This is a genomic window from Streptomyces californicus (assembly GCF_000717645.1).
Classification (GTDB): domain Bacteria; phylum Actinomycetota; class Actinomycetes; order Streptomycetales; family Streptomycetaceae; genus Streptomyces; species Streptomyces californicus.
This window is the reverse complement of sequence record NZ_JNZZ01000005.1, coordinates 114,501-128,610: the sequence shown is the minus strand read 5'-3', so window position 1 is coordinate 128,610 and position 14,110 is coordinate 114,501. Positions and strand designations below refer to the sequence as shown.

Genomic DNA, 14,110 nt, shown 5'->3' with positions numbered 1-14,110 from the left:
CCGGGGTCGCGTCAGCGGGTGGTGCGGCTGAGCAGGTGTGCGGCTCAGCGGGTGATGCGGTTCAGCGGGTGGTGCGGCGGCTCGCGGTGGTCTTCTTGACCGCCTTCTTCGCGGTCTTCTTCGCGGTCCTCTTCGCCGGGGCGGGCAGCGCGGTCTTCTTGGCGGGGGCGCTCCCGGACGCGGCCCGCTTCGGGGACGCGGCCTCGGCCGCCGCCTCCTCGGTGTCGGCTCCGGCGGTCGACAGCGCGCCGGAGCTGGACTCCAGGTGGGCGCGGACGAACCACTGGAACTGCTCCAGGCCGCGCAGGTGCTCGATGAGCAGGTCCTCGGTGACGGGGTCGAGCTCGCCGGCCTTCTCCACCGCGGCGCGGTGGTCCTCGATGATCCCGGTGTAGACGAGGTCCAGGGCCCCGAGGTGGGCGATGGCGTCGGCGCGGCCGACGCTGTAGTCGTCCCAGGTGCGCTCCTTGACCAGGGCGCCCGGCGTGCCGTTCGGCTCGCCGCCGAGGGCGGAGATGCGTTCGGCGGCGGCGTCCGCCATGTCCCGTACGGCGGCGGTCTGCGGGTCGAGCATCTCGTGGACGGCGATGAAGTGGGGGCCGACCACGTTCCAGTGGATGTGCTTGAGGGTGAGCGCGAGGTCGTTGAGCGCGTGCAGGCGCAGCGTCAGCAGGTCGATGATCCGGCGGCCCTCGTCGACGCCGAGGCCGGGGACGGTGTAACGGGGGGTGCGTGCGGGGGACATGGGGCTCCTCTTCGTGCGAACGGTCGGTTCTACGGGGGCGGTGCTTCGGTTCTGCGGTTCTTCGACTCTCCGGTTCTTCGGTTGATCGGTTCTTCGGTAGTTCGGTTCTTCGGAGAGTGGGGCGGGCGATTCTGGGGGTGTGGTTATGCCCAGGCGGGTCGGGCGGTTCCGCGGTCGTCGGCCCGCTCAGCCGGCGTCCCCGGTGCCGCCCTCGGTCGGGGCCGCTCCGGGGCGCTCGCCGCCGGGCCGGACGGGTCCGGACGCGGCGCGGATGCTGTCCCGGGCGGCCTCGGCGACCGCGGCGGGCGTGATGCCGAACTCCTCGTACAGCCGCTCGTACGGGGCGGACGCGCCGAAGTGCTCCAGGCTGACCATGCGGCCCGCGTCCCCCACCACGTCCCGCCAGCCCTGGGCGACGGCGGCCTCGACGCTGACCCGGGCCCGGACGCCGGGCGGCAGCACCTCGTCCTGGTACGCGTACGGCTGCTCGGCGAACCACTCGCGGCAGGGCAGCGAGACCACCCGCGCGTCGTGCCCGTCGGCGGCCAGCAACTCCCGCGCCTCCAGCGCGATGTGGACCTCCGAGCCGGTGGCGACGAGGATGACGTCGGGCGTCTCCCCCCGGCTGTCGACGAGGACGTAGCCGCCGCGTGCGGCCCCCTCGGCGGAGGCGTACGCGCCGTCGCCCGCTCCCCGCTCCAGGACCGGCAACGGCTGGCGGGTCAGGGCGAGTCCGGCGGGCCGGTCGTCGTGCTCCAGGACGGTGCGCCAGCAGACGGCGGTCTCGTTCGCGTCGGCGGGCCGTACGACGTCGAGGCCGGGGATGGCGCGGAGAGCGGCCAGTTGCTCGACCGGCTGGTGGGTGGGGCCGTCCTCGCCCAGGCCGATCGAGTCGTGGGTCCAGACGTAGGTGACCGGCAGCTTCATCAGGGCGGCGAGGCGGACGGCGGGGCGCATGTAGTCGCTGAAGATCAGGAACGTGCCGCCGTAGGGGCGGGTCAGGCTCTGCAGGGCGATGCCGTTGAGGATCGCGCCCATGGCGTGCTCGCGGATGCCGAAGTGGAGCGTACGGCCGTAGGGGTTGCCGGGGAACTCGCCGGTCTGCTTGGACTCCGGAACGAAGGACGGCTCGCCCTCCATGGTGGTGTTGTTGCTCCCCGCGAGGTCGGCTGAGCCGCCCCACAGCTCGGGCAGCACCGGGGCGAGCGCGGTGAGCACGTCGCCGGACGCCTTGCGGGTGGCGATGCCCTTGGGGTCGGCGTCGAAGACCGGCAGGCTGTCGGTCCAGCTGTCGGGGAGGCGCTGCTCCCGCAGCCGGTCGAGGAGTTCGGCGCGCTCCGGGTGGGCGGAGCGCCACTCCTGGTAGCCGGGCTCCCAGGCTCGGTGGGCCTCGGCCCCGCGTTCGCGGACCGCGCGGGCGTGTTCGAGTACGTCGTCCTCGACGGCGAAGTCGGCGTCCGGGTCGAAGCCGAGCAGCTTCTTGGTGGCGGCGACCTCCTCGTCACCGAGCGCGGAGCCGTGCGCCTTGCCGGTGTTCTGCTTGGTGGGCGCGGGCCAGCCGATGATCGTGCGGAGCAGGATCAGGGAGGGCCGGCCGGTCTCGGCCTTCGCGGCCTCGACGGCGGCGAGCAGCGCGTCGACGTCCTCGACGTAGTCACCGGTCCGGGTGAAGTCGACCGTCTGGACGTGCCAGCCGTAGGACGCGTAACGCGCGGTGACGTCCTCGCTGAAGGAGATGTCGGTGTCGTCCTCGATGGAGATGTGGTTGGAGTCGTAGAAGACGATCAGGTTCCCGAGCTCCTGGTGTCCGGCCAGTGAACTGGCCTCGGACGTCACGCCCTCCATCAGGTCGCCGTCCGAGGCGACGACGTACACGTGGTGGTCGAAGGGGCTCGTGCCGGTGGGCGCGTCGGGGTCGAGGAGTCCGCGCTCGCGCCGCCCGCCCATGGCCATGCCCACGGCGGAGGCGAGCCCCTGGCCCAGCGGTCCGGTGGTGATCTCGACGCCCCGCGTGTGGCGGTACTCCGGGTGGCCGGGGGTGGCCGAGCCCCAGGTGCGCAGCGCCTCCAGGTCCGACAGCTCCATGCCGTACCCGCTGAGGTAGAGCTGGATGTAGAGGGTGAGGCTGGAATGGCCGCAGGAGAGCACGAAGCGGTCCCGCCCGATCCACTGGTCGTCGGCCGGATCGTGCCGCATCACCTGCTGGAACAGCAGGTACGCCAGCGGGGCCAGGCTCATCGCGGTGCCCGGATGGCCGTGGCCGGCCTTCTGCACGGCGTCGGCGGCGAGCACCCGCACGGTGTCGACGGCGCGGACGTCGAGTTCCCCCCAGCCGGCCGCGTCCGCGCGGGGCGGGGCCAGACGCGGATCACGGCCGCGTGCGGCGGAACCACCTCCGGCTCCCGCACCGCTCGCGCCGGAACCGCCCGCTCCGGGGCCGCTCCGTCCGGGGCCGCCCGAGGGGTCGTTCGGGCCGTTCGGCGTTTCGGGGGGTGCCATCGAGTCCTCCTGATCAGCGGGGTGGACGGGCTGCGGGCGGCACACACGCGGTCCCGGCACCGGTCGGCCCGGCTGCTTGGCCGGGTCCCCCGGAACGACGGGACCAAACGTGCGTCGGCGTACGCAGCACGAGAGAAGGAGCAAATCACCTTTGCCCGACAAAACGACGGAGACGGAGGACAGCGTCGCAGGTCCTAGGCCGAAGGGCTGATCACTTCGGCAACACTCCTGCTGTTAGCCTGCTCCTGCATATAGGTTGCAATAACAACTGGACGGCATTCCCAGCAGTCGGAGGGCTCGCACTCATGGCCACGTACACGCTCCCGGAACTCCCGTACGACTACGCGGCGCTCGAACCGGTCATCAACCCGCAGATCATCGAGCTGCACCACGACAAGCACCACGCGGCGTACGTCAAGGGCGCGAACGACACCCTGGAGCAGCTGGAGGAGGCCCGCGACAAGGAGGCGTGGGGCGCCATCAACGGCCTCCAGAAGAACCTCGCGTTCCACCTCTCCGGCCACATCCTGCACTCGATCTACTGGCACAACATGACCGGCGACGGCGGCGGCGAGCCCCTCGCGGCGGACGGCGTGGGCGACCTCGCCGACGCGATCACCGAGTCGTTCGGCTCCTTCGCGGGCTTCAAGTCCCAGCTGACGAAGGCGTCGGCCACCACCCAGGGCTCCGGCTGGGGCGTGCTCGCCTACGAGCCGCTGAGCGACAAGCTGATCGTCGAGCAGGTCTACGACCACCAGGGCAACGTCGGTCAGGGCTCGGTCCCGATCCTGGTCTTCGACGCCTGGGAGCACGCCTTCTACCTCCAGTACAAGAACCAGAAGGTGGACTTCATCGAGGCGATGTGGCGGGTCGTCAACTGGCAGGACGTGGCCAAGCGTTACGCCGCCGCGAAGGAGCGCCAGAACGTGCTGCTGCTCGCCCCCTGACACCCCCTTGAGGTGTCGGCGCCCGACTGGGGCGCCGACACACCACGGACGTGCCGCCGTCCGCCCCCTTGAGGCGATGCCGGCACACCGCGAACGTCCTGCCTCGTGATCGTCTTCTCAACCTTCACCTCGGCAGGCGGTTCAACGGAAGACCCCCGCGAGGACGTGACTCGCGGGGGTCTTCCCATCGCGCGAGAGCCCTCGCGCGGCAACCTGCGCCCGCCGCAGCGGGCTGCCTATTTAGCTGCTTAGCTCATGTGCTAAACATGCATCATGGAATCACCCGCCGACGACGAGGCGAGCGCCTTCCGCGCACTCGCCGATCCCACCCGCCGCCAGATCCTGGAGGACCTGCGGGGCGGCGAGCTGGCCGCCGGGGAGATCGCGAGCCGGTTCCCGATCAGCGCCCCGTCCATCTCGCGCCATCTGGGCGTCCTCAAGGGCGCGGGTCTCGTCACCGAGCGCCGGGACGCCAACCGCATCCTCTACTCCCTCGCCGAGGAGCGGCTCGCCATGTGCGTGGGCCGCTTCCTGAGCGCCGTGTGCCCCGAACAGATCGTGCTCCGCCACACGAAGTGGCGCCCCTCCGCGGAAGGTGAGACCTCGTGATCCGGTCCCGGCTCTCCAGCACCATCGAACGCCGCCTGCTGGTGAACTACCGCGTCGCCCCGTACGTCGCGGCGGCTCTGCTGCCCGCCCCGCTCCGCCCCCAACTGGTGCGCGGTCAGGCGGTGGCCGGGATCTGCCTGCTGCGGATCGGCGGCGTCCGCCCCGGCTGGGCCCCGGCGGCGACCGGGCTGACCAGCGAGAACGCGGCGCACCGGATCTCGGTCGAGTGGGACGGGCCGGACGGTGTCGAGCGCGGCGTGTACATCCCCCGTCGCGACACCGCCTCCCGCCTCAACGCCTTCGCGGGCGGGCGGCTGTACCCGGGCGAGCACGGCCGCGCGGACTTCACGGTCCGGGAGGACGCCGACGCCGTACGCGTGGCCTTCGCGACCCGGGACGGCGAGGTGGCGGTGGACGCCACGGTGGAGCCGGCCGGCGAACTGCGCGGCAGCGAGCTGTTCACGGACCTGGCGGAGGCGTCGGAGTTCTTCCACCTGGGCAACCGGGGCCTCTCCCCCAACGCCGGGGGCCGCCACCTGGACGTCCTCGAACTCTCCACGGACGCCTGGAAGGTGACGGCGGGCCGGCCCCGTTCCGTACGCTCCACGTTCTTCGAGGACCTGGACCGCTTTCCGCCGGGCAGCGCGGTGCTGGACAGCGCGCTGGTGATGCGGGGCGTGCCGGCGGACTGGTCGCAGGGGGAGCCGTTCCGGCTGGGGTGTGGTGCGGGGACGGCGGCTGCGGCTGCGGCTGCGGCGTAGGACGGTCTGGGGGCGTTCGCCGGGCCCGGGAAGTTCGTCGGGCCGGGGGAAGTTCGTCGGGCCGGGCGAGCTGGTGGGGCCAGGGGGGCTGGTGGGGGTGACCGGGGGTGGTGGGGGCGGCCGGAACTGGTGGGGGCGCAGTGCGCGGGCCGGATCTGACGAGGCCGCGCAGGGTTACGAGGCGGCGTCGGTGTCGGCGTCGTCGGGGTGGCTGCCCCGGGCCGGGAACAGGACCGTGGGCGGGGCTAGTTCGTCCGGCCGTACGCCGTCGATCCGCAGGCAGGCTTCGGCGCCGTCCTCCCTGAGCGGGTAGGGCGGGGCGACCTGGACGAGGAGCGGGGCGGCACGGCCCACGCGGTACGCCTCGGCCGACCGCGTACCGCCCGGAAACCGCCCCGCGAACACCCCGAGCGCCAGCGCACCGTTCCCGTCGGCGACGATCTCGTGCACGTCGAACCGCCAGTGGTGCGCGGCGTCGGCGAGGAGCCACCCGCCCTCGGCCCCGGACGCGGCGAGCAGGCCGGCCTCGCCCCGGAGGTGGTCGGCGAGGGCGCAGCAGATCGGCACGGCGTCGGCGTACGGGGTCACCACCCGGGTACGCACGCCGTCGCTGACGGAGAACGCGAGGGCGTCGTGGAGCAGCCCGAGGGCGGTCGCCGCGGCGTGCGCATGGCCGTCGCGCACGATGGCGAGGAGGAACGGCGCGGCGGTGACGGCCGCGGGGAACACCGCCCCGCTGTGGTCGTGCAGGAGTCCGCCGCCGGCCAGGAGCGATCCGGCGTCGGCGGCCCGGACTAGCCCGGTCGCCGTGGCGAGGGCACGCAGGCCGACAGCGACGCGATCAGGTTCGTACAAGTCGAGCAGGCCGTAGGGAGGGATGGGAGCGGGCAGACCAGCCACCTCGGAAGGCGCGGCGGCCACGGGTATCCGGCTCCAGTCGACGGCGTCGATCGCGGCAAGCATCACCGCCCTATCGTCGCAGGCCGACAGGCGCGGCGTCGGAGCCGGACGGGCGGTGGGAGGGCGGGGCGCGGGGGCGTGTGAGGCGGTGCAGCCGGCCCGGTGCCGAAGTCGAGCAGGGCGATGCGGGCCGGCGGGGCATGGGGGTCAAGCAGGGCGGTGCAGGCCGGCGGAACGGGTGCCGCACTCCGGCGGGGCGGAAATTGTCCGCACGCCACCGCCCTCGGGTGCCACGATGACCACCGCACGCCCCTTCGTTCCCCCACCCCGACCCCGGAAGCACTGCCATGACGTCTCCCTCTTCGCCTGTCCCGGCGGACCCCACCGTCCTGCACCCGATGCCCGGCCAACCGCGTGTGGTGCAGCTGAAGCCCCTGGTCACCTCGGAGTTGGTGGAGGTCGGGGATTACTCGTACTACGACGACCCCGAACACGCCACGGAGTTCGAGACCCGGAACGTGCTCTACCACTACGGCCCCGAGCGTCTGGTCATCGGCAAGTTCTGCGCTCTGGGGACCGGGGTGCGGTTCATCATGAACGGTGCCAACCACCGGATGGACGGGCCGTCCACCTTCCCGTTCCCGACCCTCGGCGGTTCCTGGGCGGACCACTTCGACCTGCTGACGGGCCTCCCGAACCGGGGCGACACCGTGATCGGCAACGACGTCTGGATCGGCTACGAAGCGGTGATCATGCCGGGCGTCCGCATCGGGCACGGGGCGATCATCAGCTCACGGTCCGTGGTGGTCTCGGACGTCCCGGACTACGGCATCGTCGGCGGCAACCCGGCCCGCCTGCTCCGCACCCGCTACGAGGAGGCGGACATCGCGCGCCTGCTGGCGGTGGCCTGGTGGGACTGGCCCACGGAACACCTGACACGCCATATCCGTACGGTCATGTCCGGCACGGTGGCCGAACTGGAGGCAGCAGCACCAGGGGCGGAGCGCCCGTCCTGAGCCCGCGCCCCGCCCCGTGCCTCCGCGGTGGAGGGCTCATGCCCTCCGGTCGTGGCCGTGGTCGTGGGAGGGGTGAGCGTAGCCCTGGTGCGGCGGCGGCACAGTGGACGGCGGATAGGGCGGCTGCCCCCCGTACGGCGGCGCAGGAGTGACCCCCGTGGGAGCCGCATCACTACGACGCCTACGAACAGCCCACACCGCGGCGGCCCCACCGAGCAGAACGGCCGCACCGACGCCGACGGCGATCCCCACAGTCGGCACACCGCCACCCCCACCGCCCTCACCAGCCGCGGCGGCAGCGGCTGTGGGCTCGGCGGAACCCTTCGCAGGCTCAGAAGCCTCCGGAGACGCGGACTCGGCAGCCTTGCCACCCAGATCAGGCAACGGATACTCATCAGCCGGCCCCGGATCACCCGGCTCCGTCAACGCAATACGAGGGCGGACAACGCCGTAGCCGACTACATCATCGCGGCTCAACCCCTTGTCATTGCCACTGGCCGTCTGCAACAGGACCCGAAGCACCTGATAGTTCGTCCAGTCCGGATGCTGCGACCAGAGCAACGCGGCTGAGGCCGAGGCGAGAGCGGACGCGTTGCTCGTGCCGCTCGCCTTGCAAACCTGCCGGTCGTTCGGGCAAGTACTGACGATGTCCACGGCAGGGGCAGCCAAGTCGACCTGAGGGCCCCACTGGGAGCTCTTGTACGGCTTGGCGTTCCGATCCACTCCCGCCACACCGATGACACCCGGAGTGGCGGCCGGGTACTGCAGCTCATTCTTGACGTCACCGCTGTTCCCGACACCAGCGAAGATCAGCTTCCCTTTATCCAGCGCGTACTTCACAGCAGCGGACAGTTCCGGGTTCTCTGCCCCCGGGGAAGCCATGGAGATGTTGATGACCTTCGCCTCAGAATCAGCAGCGAAACGGATGGCCCGGGCCATGCGCTTCGCCCACTTCTTCAGGTAGCTCGGAGTTACCAGCAGCCCCGTTACACCTTCCCCTTCCTTCGGCATTCTGATCGGAAGGATCTTGGACCCGGGAGCCAGACCATAGGCCCCGGCGCGCTCGCCACCCGCTCCCGTGCCCGCGATCAAGGCAGCCATCACGGTGCCGTGTTCTCCCCAGTCGGTGTGTTCGTCGCCTTTCTCACTGGAGTAGTCGACGCCGTCCAATACCTGGCCCCGCAGGTTGGTCGCACCTTCGTCAACGCCGGTGTCAATCACTGCGATGGTGACGCCTTTACCGGTGCTTGTCTTCCACATCTCATCGGCGCGCATGAGGTCGAGATGCCACTGCTGCTCCCGAGCGGTCTCGGCCTGCGCGGGAGCCGCCACAGCACCCGTCAGCACCAGCCCCATGAAAGCCGCCAGCGCTGGGCGGAGCCCGGCGCGCTGCCTGCTGATACGCATCTCGTGTCTACCTCTTACGGATTCGGGGGCTAGCGGACGTCACTCGACGACCGGAGGGACAATACGGCGTCCGTTCTGCTTCCAGGTGTCCTCGTCCTCGATGAGGTAGTCGGGACGCTCAGAGCCACGCTTGTCGCGGCGACCAGAAGGTGCGTTCGAGGTTGGCTTCGCCATGGCCCCGCCTCCCGCTACTGGGTGGGCACCCGGTCGGTTCGTCTGCCGGGGAGTTCCTGCGACAATTCCTCCCTTCTCGGAGGCATAACGGCGGCTCCCTCCAGTTGCTCCCGGTCGCGCGCCACCGCTTCCAGCTCCCATTGCAGAGGTATGCCCCATGGGGCCGCGGGCCCCCGCAGTTCCCTCGCCGCCTACGACCAAGCCACGCGGCATCCCGCGGCCCGCGCCCGTCGCACTCGGAGGTGTCGGGCGGCCGCCGACGATTCCGCTCTCTTGCGGCGTACGTACGGTGGAGCCGGGCCCCAAAGGCCCTTGGGTCGGTAGTGCCGAAGGCCGTCCCCCTGATTGGCCGGGACGCCCCATCACGGGTGGGGCGGGCTGCCAGGACGCCTTCGTACCGCCTGCGGCCGACACAGGAGGCGTTTGCGTGGGTTGCATACCCAACGGATCGGTGGCACCGGCGGGCGGTGGACTCGCCGAGGGCGAAGCAGGGGACGGTGACGTGGCAGTCGGCAGCGTCGCGAGACCGTCGATCTCCATGCGCGTCGTTGGCTCCACGCGCGGCGGCCGCCCTGATGATTCGCTGATATCAACGTGCGGAAGGTCCGCTACCGGACGAGGCTCAACACGGCCCTCCGATCCAGCCGCGAAGTCTCCACTGTTCGCTGCCCGGGCGAAGGCACCCGGTCGGTCACCACTCGTCAACCGCTCCGGCGTCGTCGGGCCCTCGCCAGAGGTCGGCTCGCGCACATTGAAGACCGATTCCGGCATGACCGAAGAAGGTGGGGGGAACGTCGGCGGCGTCTCTGCGTTCACCTGATGGGCGGTGAACTCATACGTCTGCGCCAACTTCCGCAACCGAAGCGCCGCCTCGCCCCGCAGCACGTCGATCCGGGCCTCCGCCGCAGCGGCGTCCGACTGAGCAGTTCGTGCAAGGCCCCGCGCATCCGGATCATTGCGATTGGCCGGGTCGGTCGCGGTCTCGTACGCCCCGTTCGCCTTCGTCAGCGCGTTCTGCGCCCGGGTCGTCTCCGAGATCGGCGGCATCGCCGCCTTCGCCTCCCCGATGGCCTGAGCTACCTCTTCCATCCACTGCGACGCGCCCCTGCTGTACTCCCCCAGGCGTAGCGTCGCGCTGGCTGTCTGCCCGCCCCAGGCACGAAACGCGTCTCCGCCCTCTCCGTGCCATGCCAGACCTGCGACATAAGCCTTCAAGTCCTCACCGATGCTCGTGATCGTGAAGGACGCCTGAGACAGCTTCGACGCCAGGTTCGACGCACCAGACGGGTTCGCCGACGCGATCAGGGCGACCAACTGCTGATGCGTCATCGACTCGAAGTCCGTGCGCCGCGGCTGCGGCTTCCCGCCGCCGGCACCTTTCGTCATCAGAAGCCCGCCTCCTTGTCCGCCTTCTTCTCCGTCGACTCGTCCTTGACGAAGGGGTCGCGCTCCCGGTCGTAGTGCGACGCAACTTCCGTGTTGATCGACCTCATACGCTCACGGACGTCTTGGTTGATGTTGTCGTACCCCACGCGCGAAGCATGAACGGCCAGCCCCATGCCCTCAATCTGCGCCCCAAGCACCTTCGACAGCTTCTCCAGCTCGTCGTGGACCACCGTGTACGACTCGTACAGGTACTGCGCCTCGCCGAACTCCGCCGAGCCCAGCTGGGCTCGGCTCACCCGGCCCTCGCCCATGCGGTCCGGGGATGCCTCGGAGTCGCCCAGTGCGATGAGCAGGTCGTCGACCCTCTTCTTGAATGCCTTCATCTTCTGGGCTTCGATCGCCAGGGCCTGCTGCGGATTCACCGCGTACAGGCTGTCGAACGACTTCCCCGTGTCCGGAACCGCCCCGTCTTCCCCGTGCGCCACAGCGCCCTCCCCCGTACAGCCAACACTCAGAAGGCGATTCTGGCAGATCCTCGGAAGGGATTCACAGGAGCAATGGAGCCAGAACCCGGTCACATTGAGTCATGCTCCCTGGGTGACCCTTCGCCCTGCCCCGGTTCCCCGGCCCTGCCGGGTGTCGAAGCCGAAGCGACTTCGCCGCTGCGCATGGCGGGATCGGCGCAGATGACGCGGCGAGCGCCGGGCGATGCGGCGCCGCCCGGTGCTCCTCAGGCGCCGCCCGGCAGCCGGGACCAGAAGTGGTCCACGATGTGCTCGACGTAGCGGCGGCCGTCCTCGCCGGAAGCCGTGGTGCCGCCCGCGCGGCTCAAGGTGGCCGCCATCAGGGACTGGTACTCCTGCTGCATGGCGCTCAACGGGGCCTTCAGCTCGCGGCGGTCCATCGAGATGAGCTTGGCGATGGCGCGGACGTGGGCCTGCCAGCGGGTGGAGACCGCCTCGGTGAGGAGGCCGGCCAGTTCCGCCTCCAGTCCGGTGACGGCGATGAAGTCGCGTGCGGGCAGGGCGAGGACCTCGCCGAGTCTGACCGACTGCCGTTTGTCACCGGTCCACCGGCCGGTTTCCTCCATGGCGAGGTACGCCTCGACCGTGAGGCCGGTGGCGCGGGCCACCTCCTCGGCCGAGACCCCGCGTGCGACGCGGTGTTCGAGCAACGTGCTCGGCCGCCCCATCAGTTCGCCGGGCTGACACCACAACGCCGCCGCCAGAGCGGTGAGTTCGGCCAGGTCCGGTACATGGGTGCCGCGTTCCCACGCGATCACGTGCTCGGGGCTGACATGGGTCGTGCCGAAGGACGCGCGCATGCCGTACGCCACATGCCCGGGTTCCATCCCGAGCTTCTCGCGCAAGGCCCGCGCCGCCCGCGCGTTGAAGGGGAGTGGTGGGTGCACGTACGGAGCGTAGGGGTGCGGTCACCGGTCCTTCCACAGCCACTGTCGGCTGCCTGCCGGTTTGACGGCAAAGGTCGCCGTCGATTCCGTAGGAACCCACAGGACGGAAAAGGCATCAACTACGCACCACAGAACGGGAGTTGCGCGCCCGACCGTGCCGCGTATGATCCGCTGCGCACGGTGGCGCATGTGCGTTCGCACAGTGCCTCCCGCGTGCGGCCGGCAGCGTCGGCATGCCTTTCCCCCTCATCATCCGCAGGTCCAGGAGATCAGTCATGCACTCCAGTACGGCCAGCACGACCAGCCCGCCGCCCACCGACAAGCCCACCCCGTCGGGGGGCGCGGTAGACCGGTTCTTCCGCATCAGCGAACGTGGTTCGACCTACCTACGGGAGATACGCGGCGGATTCGCCACGTTCTTCACGATGGCGTACATCCTCGTGCTCAACCCGATCATCCTCGGCGGGGCGAAGGACAAGTTCGGCGACCAGTTGGACAGCGTGCAGTTGGTCACCGCCACCGCCCTGGTCGCCGCGGTGATGACGCTGATCATGGGCGTCGGCGGCAACCTTCCGCTGGCGCTGGCCGCGGGCCTGGGGATCAACGCCGTCGTCGCCTTCCAGATCGCTCCGCTGATGAGCTGGGAAGACGCGATGGGCCTCATCGTGCTCGAAGGCCTGCTGATCTGCCTCCTGGTGATGACCGGGCTGCGCGAGGCGATCATGCACGCCATCCCGCAACCCCTCAAGCAGGCGATCAGCGTCGGGATCGGCCTGTTCATCGCCTTCATCGGCTTCGTGGACGCCGGGTTCGTCACCCGCATCCCCGACGCCGCGAACTCCACCGTGCCCGTCCAGCTCGGCACCGGCACGCTCACCGGCTGGCCGATGCTCGTCTTCTGCCTCGGCGTACTCCTGACCGTCGTCCTGGTCGCCCGCAAGGTGAAGGGCGCGATCCTCATCAGCATCGTCCTGATGACCGCCCTCGCGATCGTCGTCAACGAGCTCGCCGACATCAAGGCGTGGGGCCTGACGTCGCCCGCGATTCCCAGCAACCCGGTCGCCGCGCCCGACTTCGGACTGCTCGGCCGGTTCGACCTGTTCGGCTCGTTCGGTCAGGTCAGCGTGCTGACGGTCGTCCTGCTCGTCTTCACCCTCATCCTGTCCGACTTCTTCGACACGATGGGGACCGTCGTCGGTGTCACGGCCGAGGCCGGTCTCCTCGACGAGCGAGGTCAGGTGCCCGGCCTCGGCCGCGTGCTGCTCATCGACGGCGCGGCCGCCGTCGCCGGCGGCGCCACGTCCGCGTCGTCGGCCACCACCTACATCGAGTCCGCCGCCGGTGTGGGCGAGGGGGCCCGTACGGGCTTCGCCAACATGATCACCGGTGGGCTCTTCGCGCTCGCCCTCTTCCTCACGCCGCTCCTGACGATCGTGCCGATGCAGGCGGCGGCACCCGCCCTCGTCGCGGTCGGCTTCCTGATGATGACCCAGGTCAAGCACATCGACTGGGACCGCTACGACGTCGCCATCCCGGCCTTCCTCACCATCGTCGTCATGCCGTTCACCTACTCCATCACCAACGGTATCGGCGCCGGCTTCGTCGCCTACGTCGTCATCAAGGCGTGCCTGGGCAAGGCCCGCGAGGTGCACTGGCTGCTGTGGGGCACCGCCGCGCTCTTCCTGGTCTACTTCCTCATCGACCCGCTGGAGCAGGTCCTCGGCCTCAGGTAGGACGACGCGGGGACACGCCGGCGCGGGCCGCCGGCGTCAGTGGGCGCCCTCGTCGGCGAGGCAGAACTCGTTGCCCTCCGGGTCCTTGAGGACGGTCCAGGACATCCCCTGCATCGACTGCTCGCCGACGACGGTCGCCCCCAGCTTCGCCAGGCGCTCCACGTCCGCCGCGCGGTCCGGCGAGGAGAAGTCGATGTGCACCCGGTTCTTGCCGGGTCTGGGCTCGGGCACCCGCTGGAAACCGAGCACCAACGGGGTGGCGGCCAGGACCACGAACGCCTCGTAGTCCTGGACCTCCTCGACGCCCAGCGCCTCGGCCCACCAGGCGGCCAGGGTCTGGGGGTCGGCGCAGTCGATCGTGATCATCTCCGGTGAGATTCGCATGCTCAACACCGTACGGCCCGCCACTGACAACGGCCCCCGGACAGCCGCGGGGGTCGCCCCCGCGGCCGTACCGCCCGCGCGAGCGACCCCGGCGCCGTCGGTCGAAGACCGTCAGCGGAAGGCCGTCAGTCGAAGGCC

12 protein-coding genes are annotated in these 14,110 nt (G+C 70.4%); 5 read left to right on the top strand and 7 right to left on the bottom strand.

Annotation, left to right across the window (positions count from 1 at the left end; all coding sequences use genetic code 11):
* Window positions 1-61 precede the first annotated feature (61 nt).
* Window positions 62-745 carry a Dps family protein gene (locus IF19_RS0108640; protein ID WP_030116627.1) on the bottom strand — a complete coding sequence of 228 codons (684 nt, stop codon included), beginning with the start codon at window positions 743-745 and terminating at the stop codon, window positions 62-64.
* A gap of 186 nt (window positions 746-931) precedes the next feature.
* Window positions 932-3,244, bottom strand: a complete 2,313-nt coding sequence (tkt, locus tag IF19_RS0108635; RefSeq protein WP_032748089.1) for a transketolase — start codon at window positions 3,242-3,244, stop codon at window positions 932-934.
* Between the two features lie 305 nt (window positions 3,245-3,549).
* Between tkt and IF19_RS0108630 the strand changes: the two genes are divergently transcribed.
* The 3 genes from IF19_RS0108630 (at window position 3,550) to IF19_RS0108620 (ending at window position 5,561) form a co-directional block, all read left to right on the top strand.
* Window positions 3,550-4,191: a superoxide dismutase gene (locus IF19_RS0108630; protein ID WP_030277150.1), complete on the top strand. Its 642-nt coding sequence runs from the start codon at window positions 3,550-3,552 to the stop codon at window positions 4,189-4,191.
* A 273-nt stretch (window positions 4,192-4,464) separates the two neighbouring features.
* The gene (locus IF19_RS0108625; RefSeq protein ID WP_030116623.1) at window positions 4,465-4,800 is read left to right on the top strand and encodes a metalloregulator ArsR/SmtB family transcription factor; all 336 of its coding nucleotides are present in this window, start codon (window positions 4,465-4,467) and stop codon (window positions 4,798-4,800) included.
* A complete protein-coding gene (locus tag IF19_RS0108620; protein WP_030116622.1) occupies window positions 4,797-5,561 on the top strand; it encodes a DUF2071 domain-containing protein in 765 nt (254 codons plus the stop codon). Before IF19_RS0108625 ends, IF19_RS0108620 begins: the two co-directional genes overlap by 4 nt.
* Before the next feature lie 174 nt (window positions 5,562-5,735).
* Here the strand turns inward: IF19_RS0108620 and IF19_RS0108615 are convergent, their stop codons facing one another.
* The gene (locus tag IF19_RS0108615) at window positions 5,736-6,524 is read right to left on the bottom strand and encodes a hypothetical protein (protein ID WP_078580968.1); all 789 of its coding nucleotides are present in this window, start codon (window positions 6,522-6,524) and stop codon (window positions 5,736-5,738) included.
* A gap of 284 nt (window positions 6,525-6,808) precedes the next feature.
* Here IF19_RS0108615 and IF19_RS0108610 point away from each other — a divergent pair, with 284 nt between their 5' ends.
* The gene (locus IF19_RS0108610; RefSeq protein ID WP_030116620.1) at window positions 6,809-7,477 is read left to right on the top strand and encodes a CatB-related O-acetyltransferase; all 669 of its coding nucleotides are present in this window, start codon (window positions 6,809-6,811) and stop codon (window positions 7,475-7,477) included.
* Between the two features lie 36 nt (window positions 7,478-7,513).
* Here the strand turns inward: IF19_RS0108610 and mycP are convergent, their stop codons facing one another.
* From mycP to IF19_RS0108590, 3 genes are all read right to left on the bottom strand, one after another.
* Entirely contained in the window at window positions 7,514-8,884 is a 1,371-nt protein-coding gene (gene mycP / locus IF19_RS0108605; RefSeq protein ID WP_030277529.1) for a type VII secretion-associated serine protease mycosin, read from the bottom strand.
* Between the two features lie 1,559 nt (window positions 8,885-10,443).
* Complete coding sequence (locus IF19_RS0108595) at window positions 10,444-10,929, bottom strand: hypothetical protein (protein ID WP_030116617.1); 486 nt, start codon at window positions 10,927-10,929, stop codon at window positions 10,444-10,446.
* 245 nt (window positions 10,930-11,174) lie between these two features.
* Window positions 11,175-11,795, bottom strand: coding sequence for a helix-turn-helix domain-containing protein (locus IF19_RS0108590; RefSeq protein WP_078580970.1), 621 nt, complete (start codon window positions 11,793-11,795; stop codon window positions 11,175-11,177).
* A 335-nt stretch (window positions 11,796-12,130) separates the two neighbouring features.
* Here IF19_RS0108590 and IF19_RS0108585 point away from each other — a divergent pair, with 335 nt between their 5' ends.
* Entirely contained in the window at window positions 12,131-13,588 is a 1,458-nt protein-coding gene (locus IF19_RS0108585) for an NCS2 family permease (RefSeq protein ID WP_030116615.1), read from the top strand.
* Between the two features lie 36 nt (window positions 13,589-13,624).
* On the opposite strand, the gene IF19_RS0108580 is transcribed toward IF19_RS0108585, so the two are convergent.
* Window positions 13,625-13,972 carry a VOC family protein gene (locus IF19_RS0108580; RefSeq protein WP_030121288.1) on the bottom strand — a complete coding sequence of 116 codons (348 nt, stop codon included), beginning with the start codon at window positions 13,970-13,972 and terminating at the stop codon, window positions 13,625-13,627.
* Window positions 13,973-14,110: the final 138 nt, after the last annotated feature.

Excerpts from the sequence above, each read along its gene's own strand:
- IF19_RS0108640 (WP_030116627.1), bottom strand. The coding sequence starts at position 745 with ATGTCCCCCGCACGCACCCCCCGTTACACCGTCCCCGGCCTCGGCGTC.
- tkt (WP_032748089.1), bottom strand. The coding sequence starts at position 3,244 with ATGGCACCCCCCGAAACGCCGAACGGCCCGAACGACCCCTCGGGCGGC.
- IF19_RS0108630 (WP_030277150.1), top strand. The coding sequence starts at position 3,550 with ATGGCCACGTACACGCTCCCGGAACTCCCGTACGACTACGCGGCGCTC.
- IF19_RS0108625 (WP_030116623.1), top strand. The coding sequence starts at position 4,465 with ATGGAATCACCCGCCGACGACGAGGCGAGCGCCTTCCGCGCACTCGCC.
- IF19_RS0108615 (WP_078580968.1), bottom strand. The coding sequence starts at position 6,524 with ATGCTTGCCGCGATCGACGCCGTCGACTGGAGCCGGATACCCGTGGCC.
- IF19_RS0108610 (WP_030116620.1), top strand. The coding sequence starts at position 6,809 with ATGACGTCTCCCTCTTCGCCTGTCCCGGCGGACCCCACCGTCCTGCAC.
- mycP (WP_030277529.1), bottom strand. The coding sequence starts at position 8,884 with ATGCGTATCAGCAGGCAGCGCGCCGGGCTCCGCCCAGCGCTGGCGGCT.
- IF19_RS0108590 (WP_078580970.1), bottom strand. The coding sequence starts at position 11,795 with ATGGAACCCGGGCATGTGGCGTACGGCATGCGCGCGTCCTTCGGCACG.
- IF19_RS0108585 (WP_030116615.1), top strand. The coding sequence starts at position 12,131 with ATGCACTCCAGTACGGCCAGCACGACCAGCCCGCCGCCCACCGACAAG.
- IF19_RS0108580 (WP_030121288.1), bottom strand. The coding sequence starts at position 13,972 with ATGCGAATCTCACCGGAGATGATCACGATCGACTGCGCCGACCCCCAG.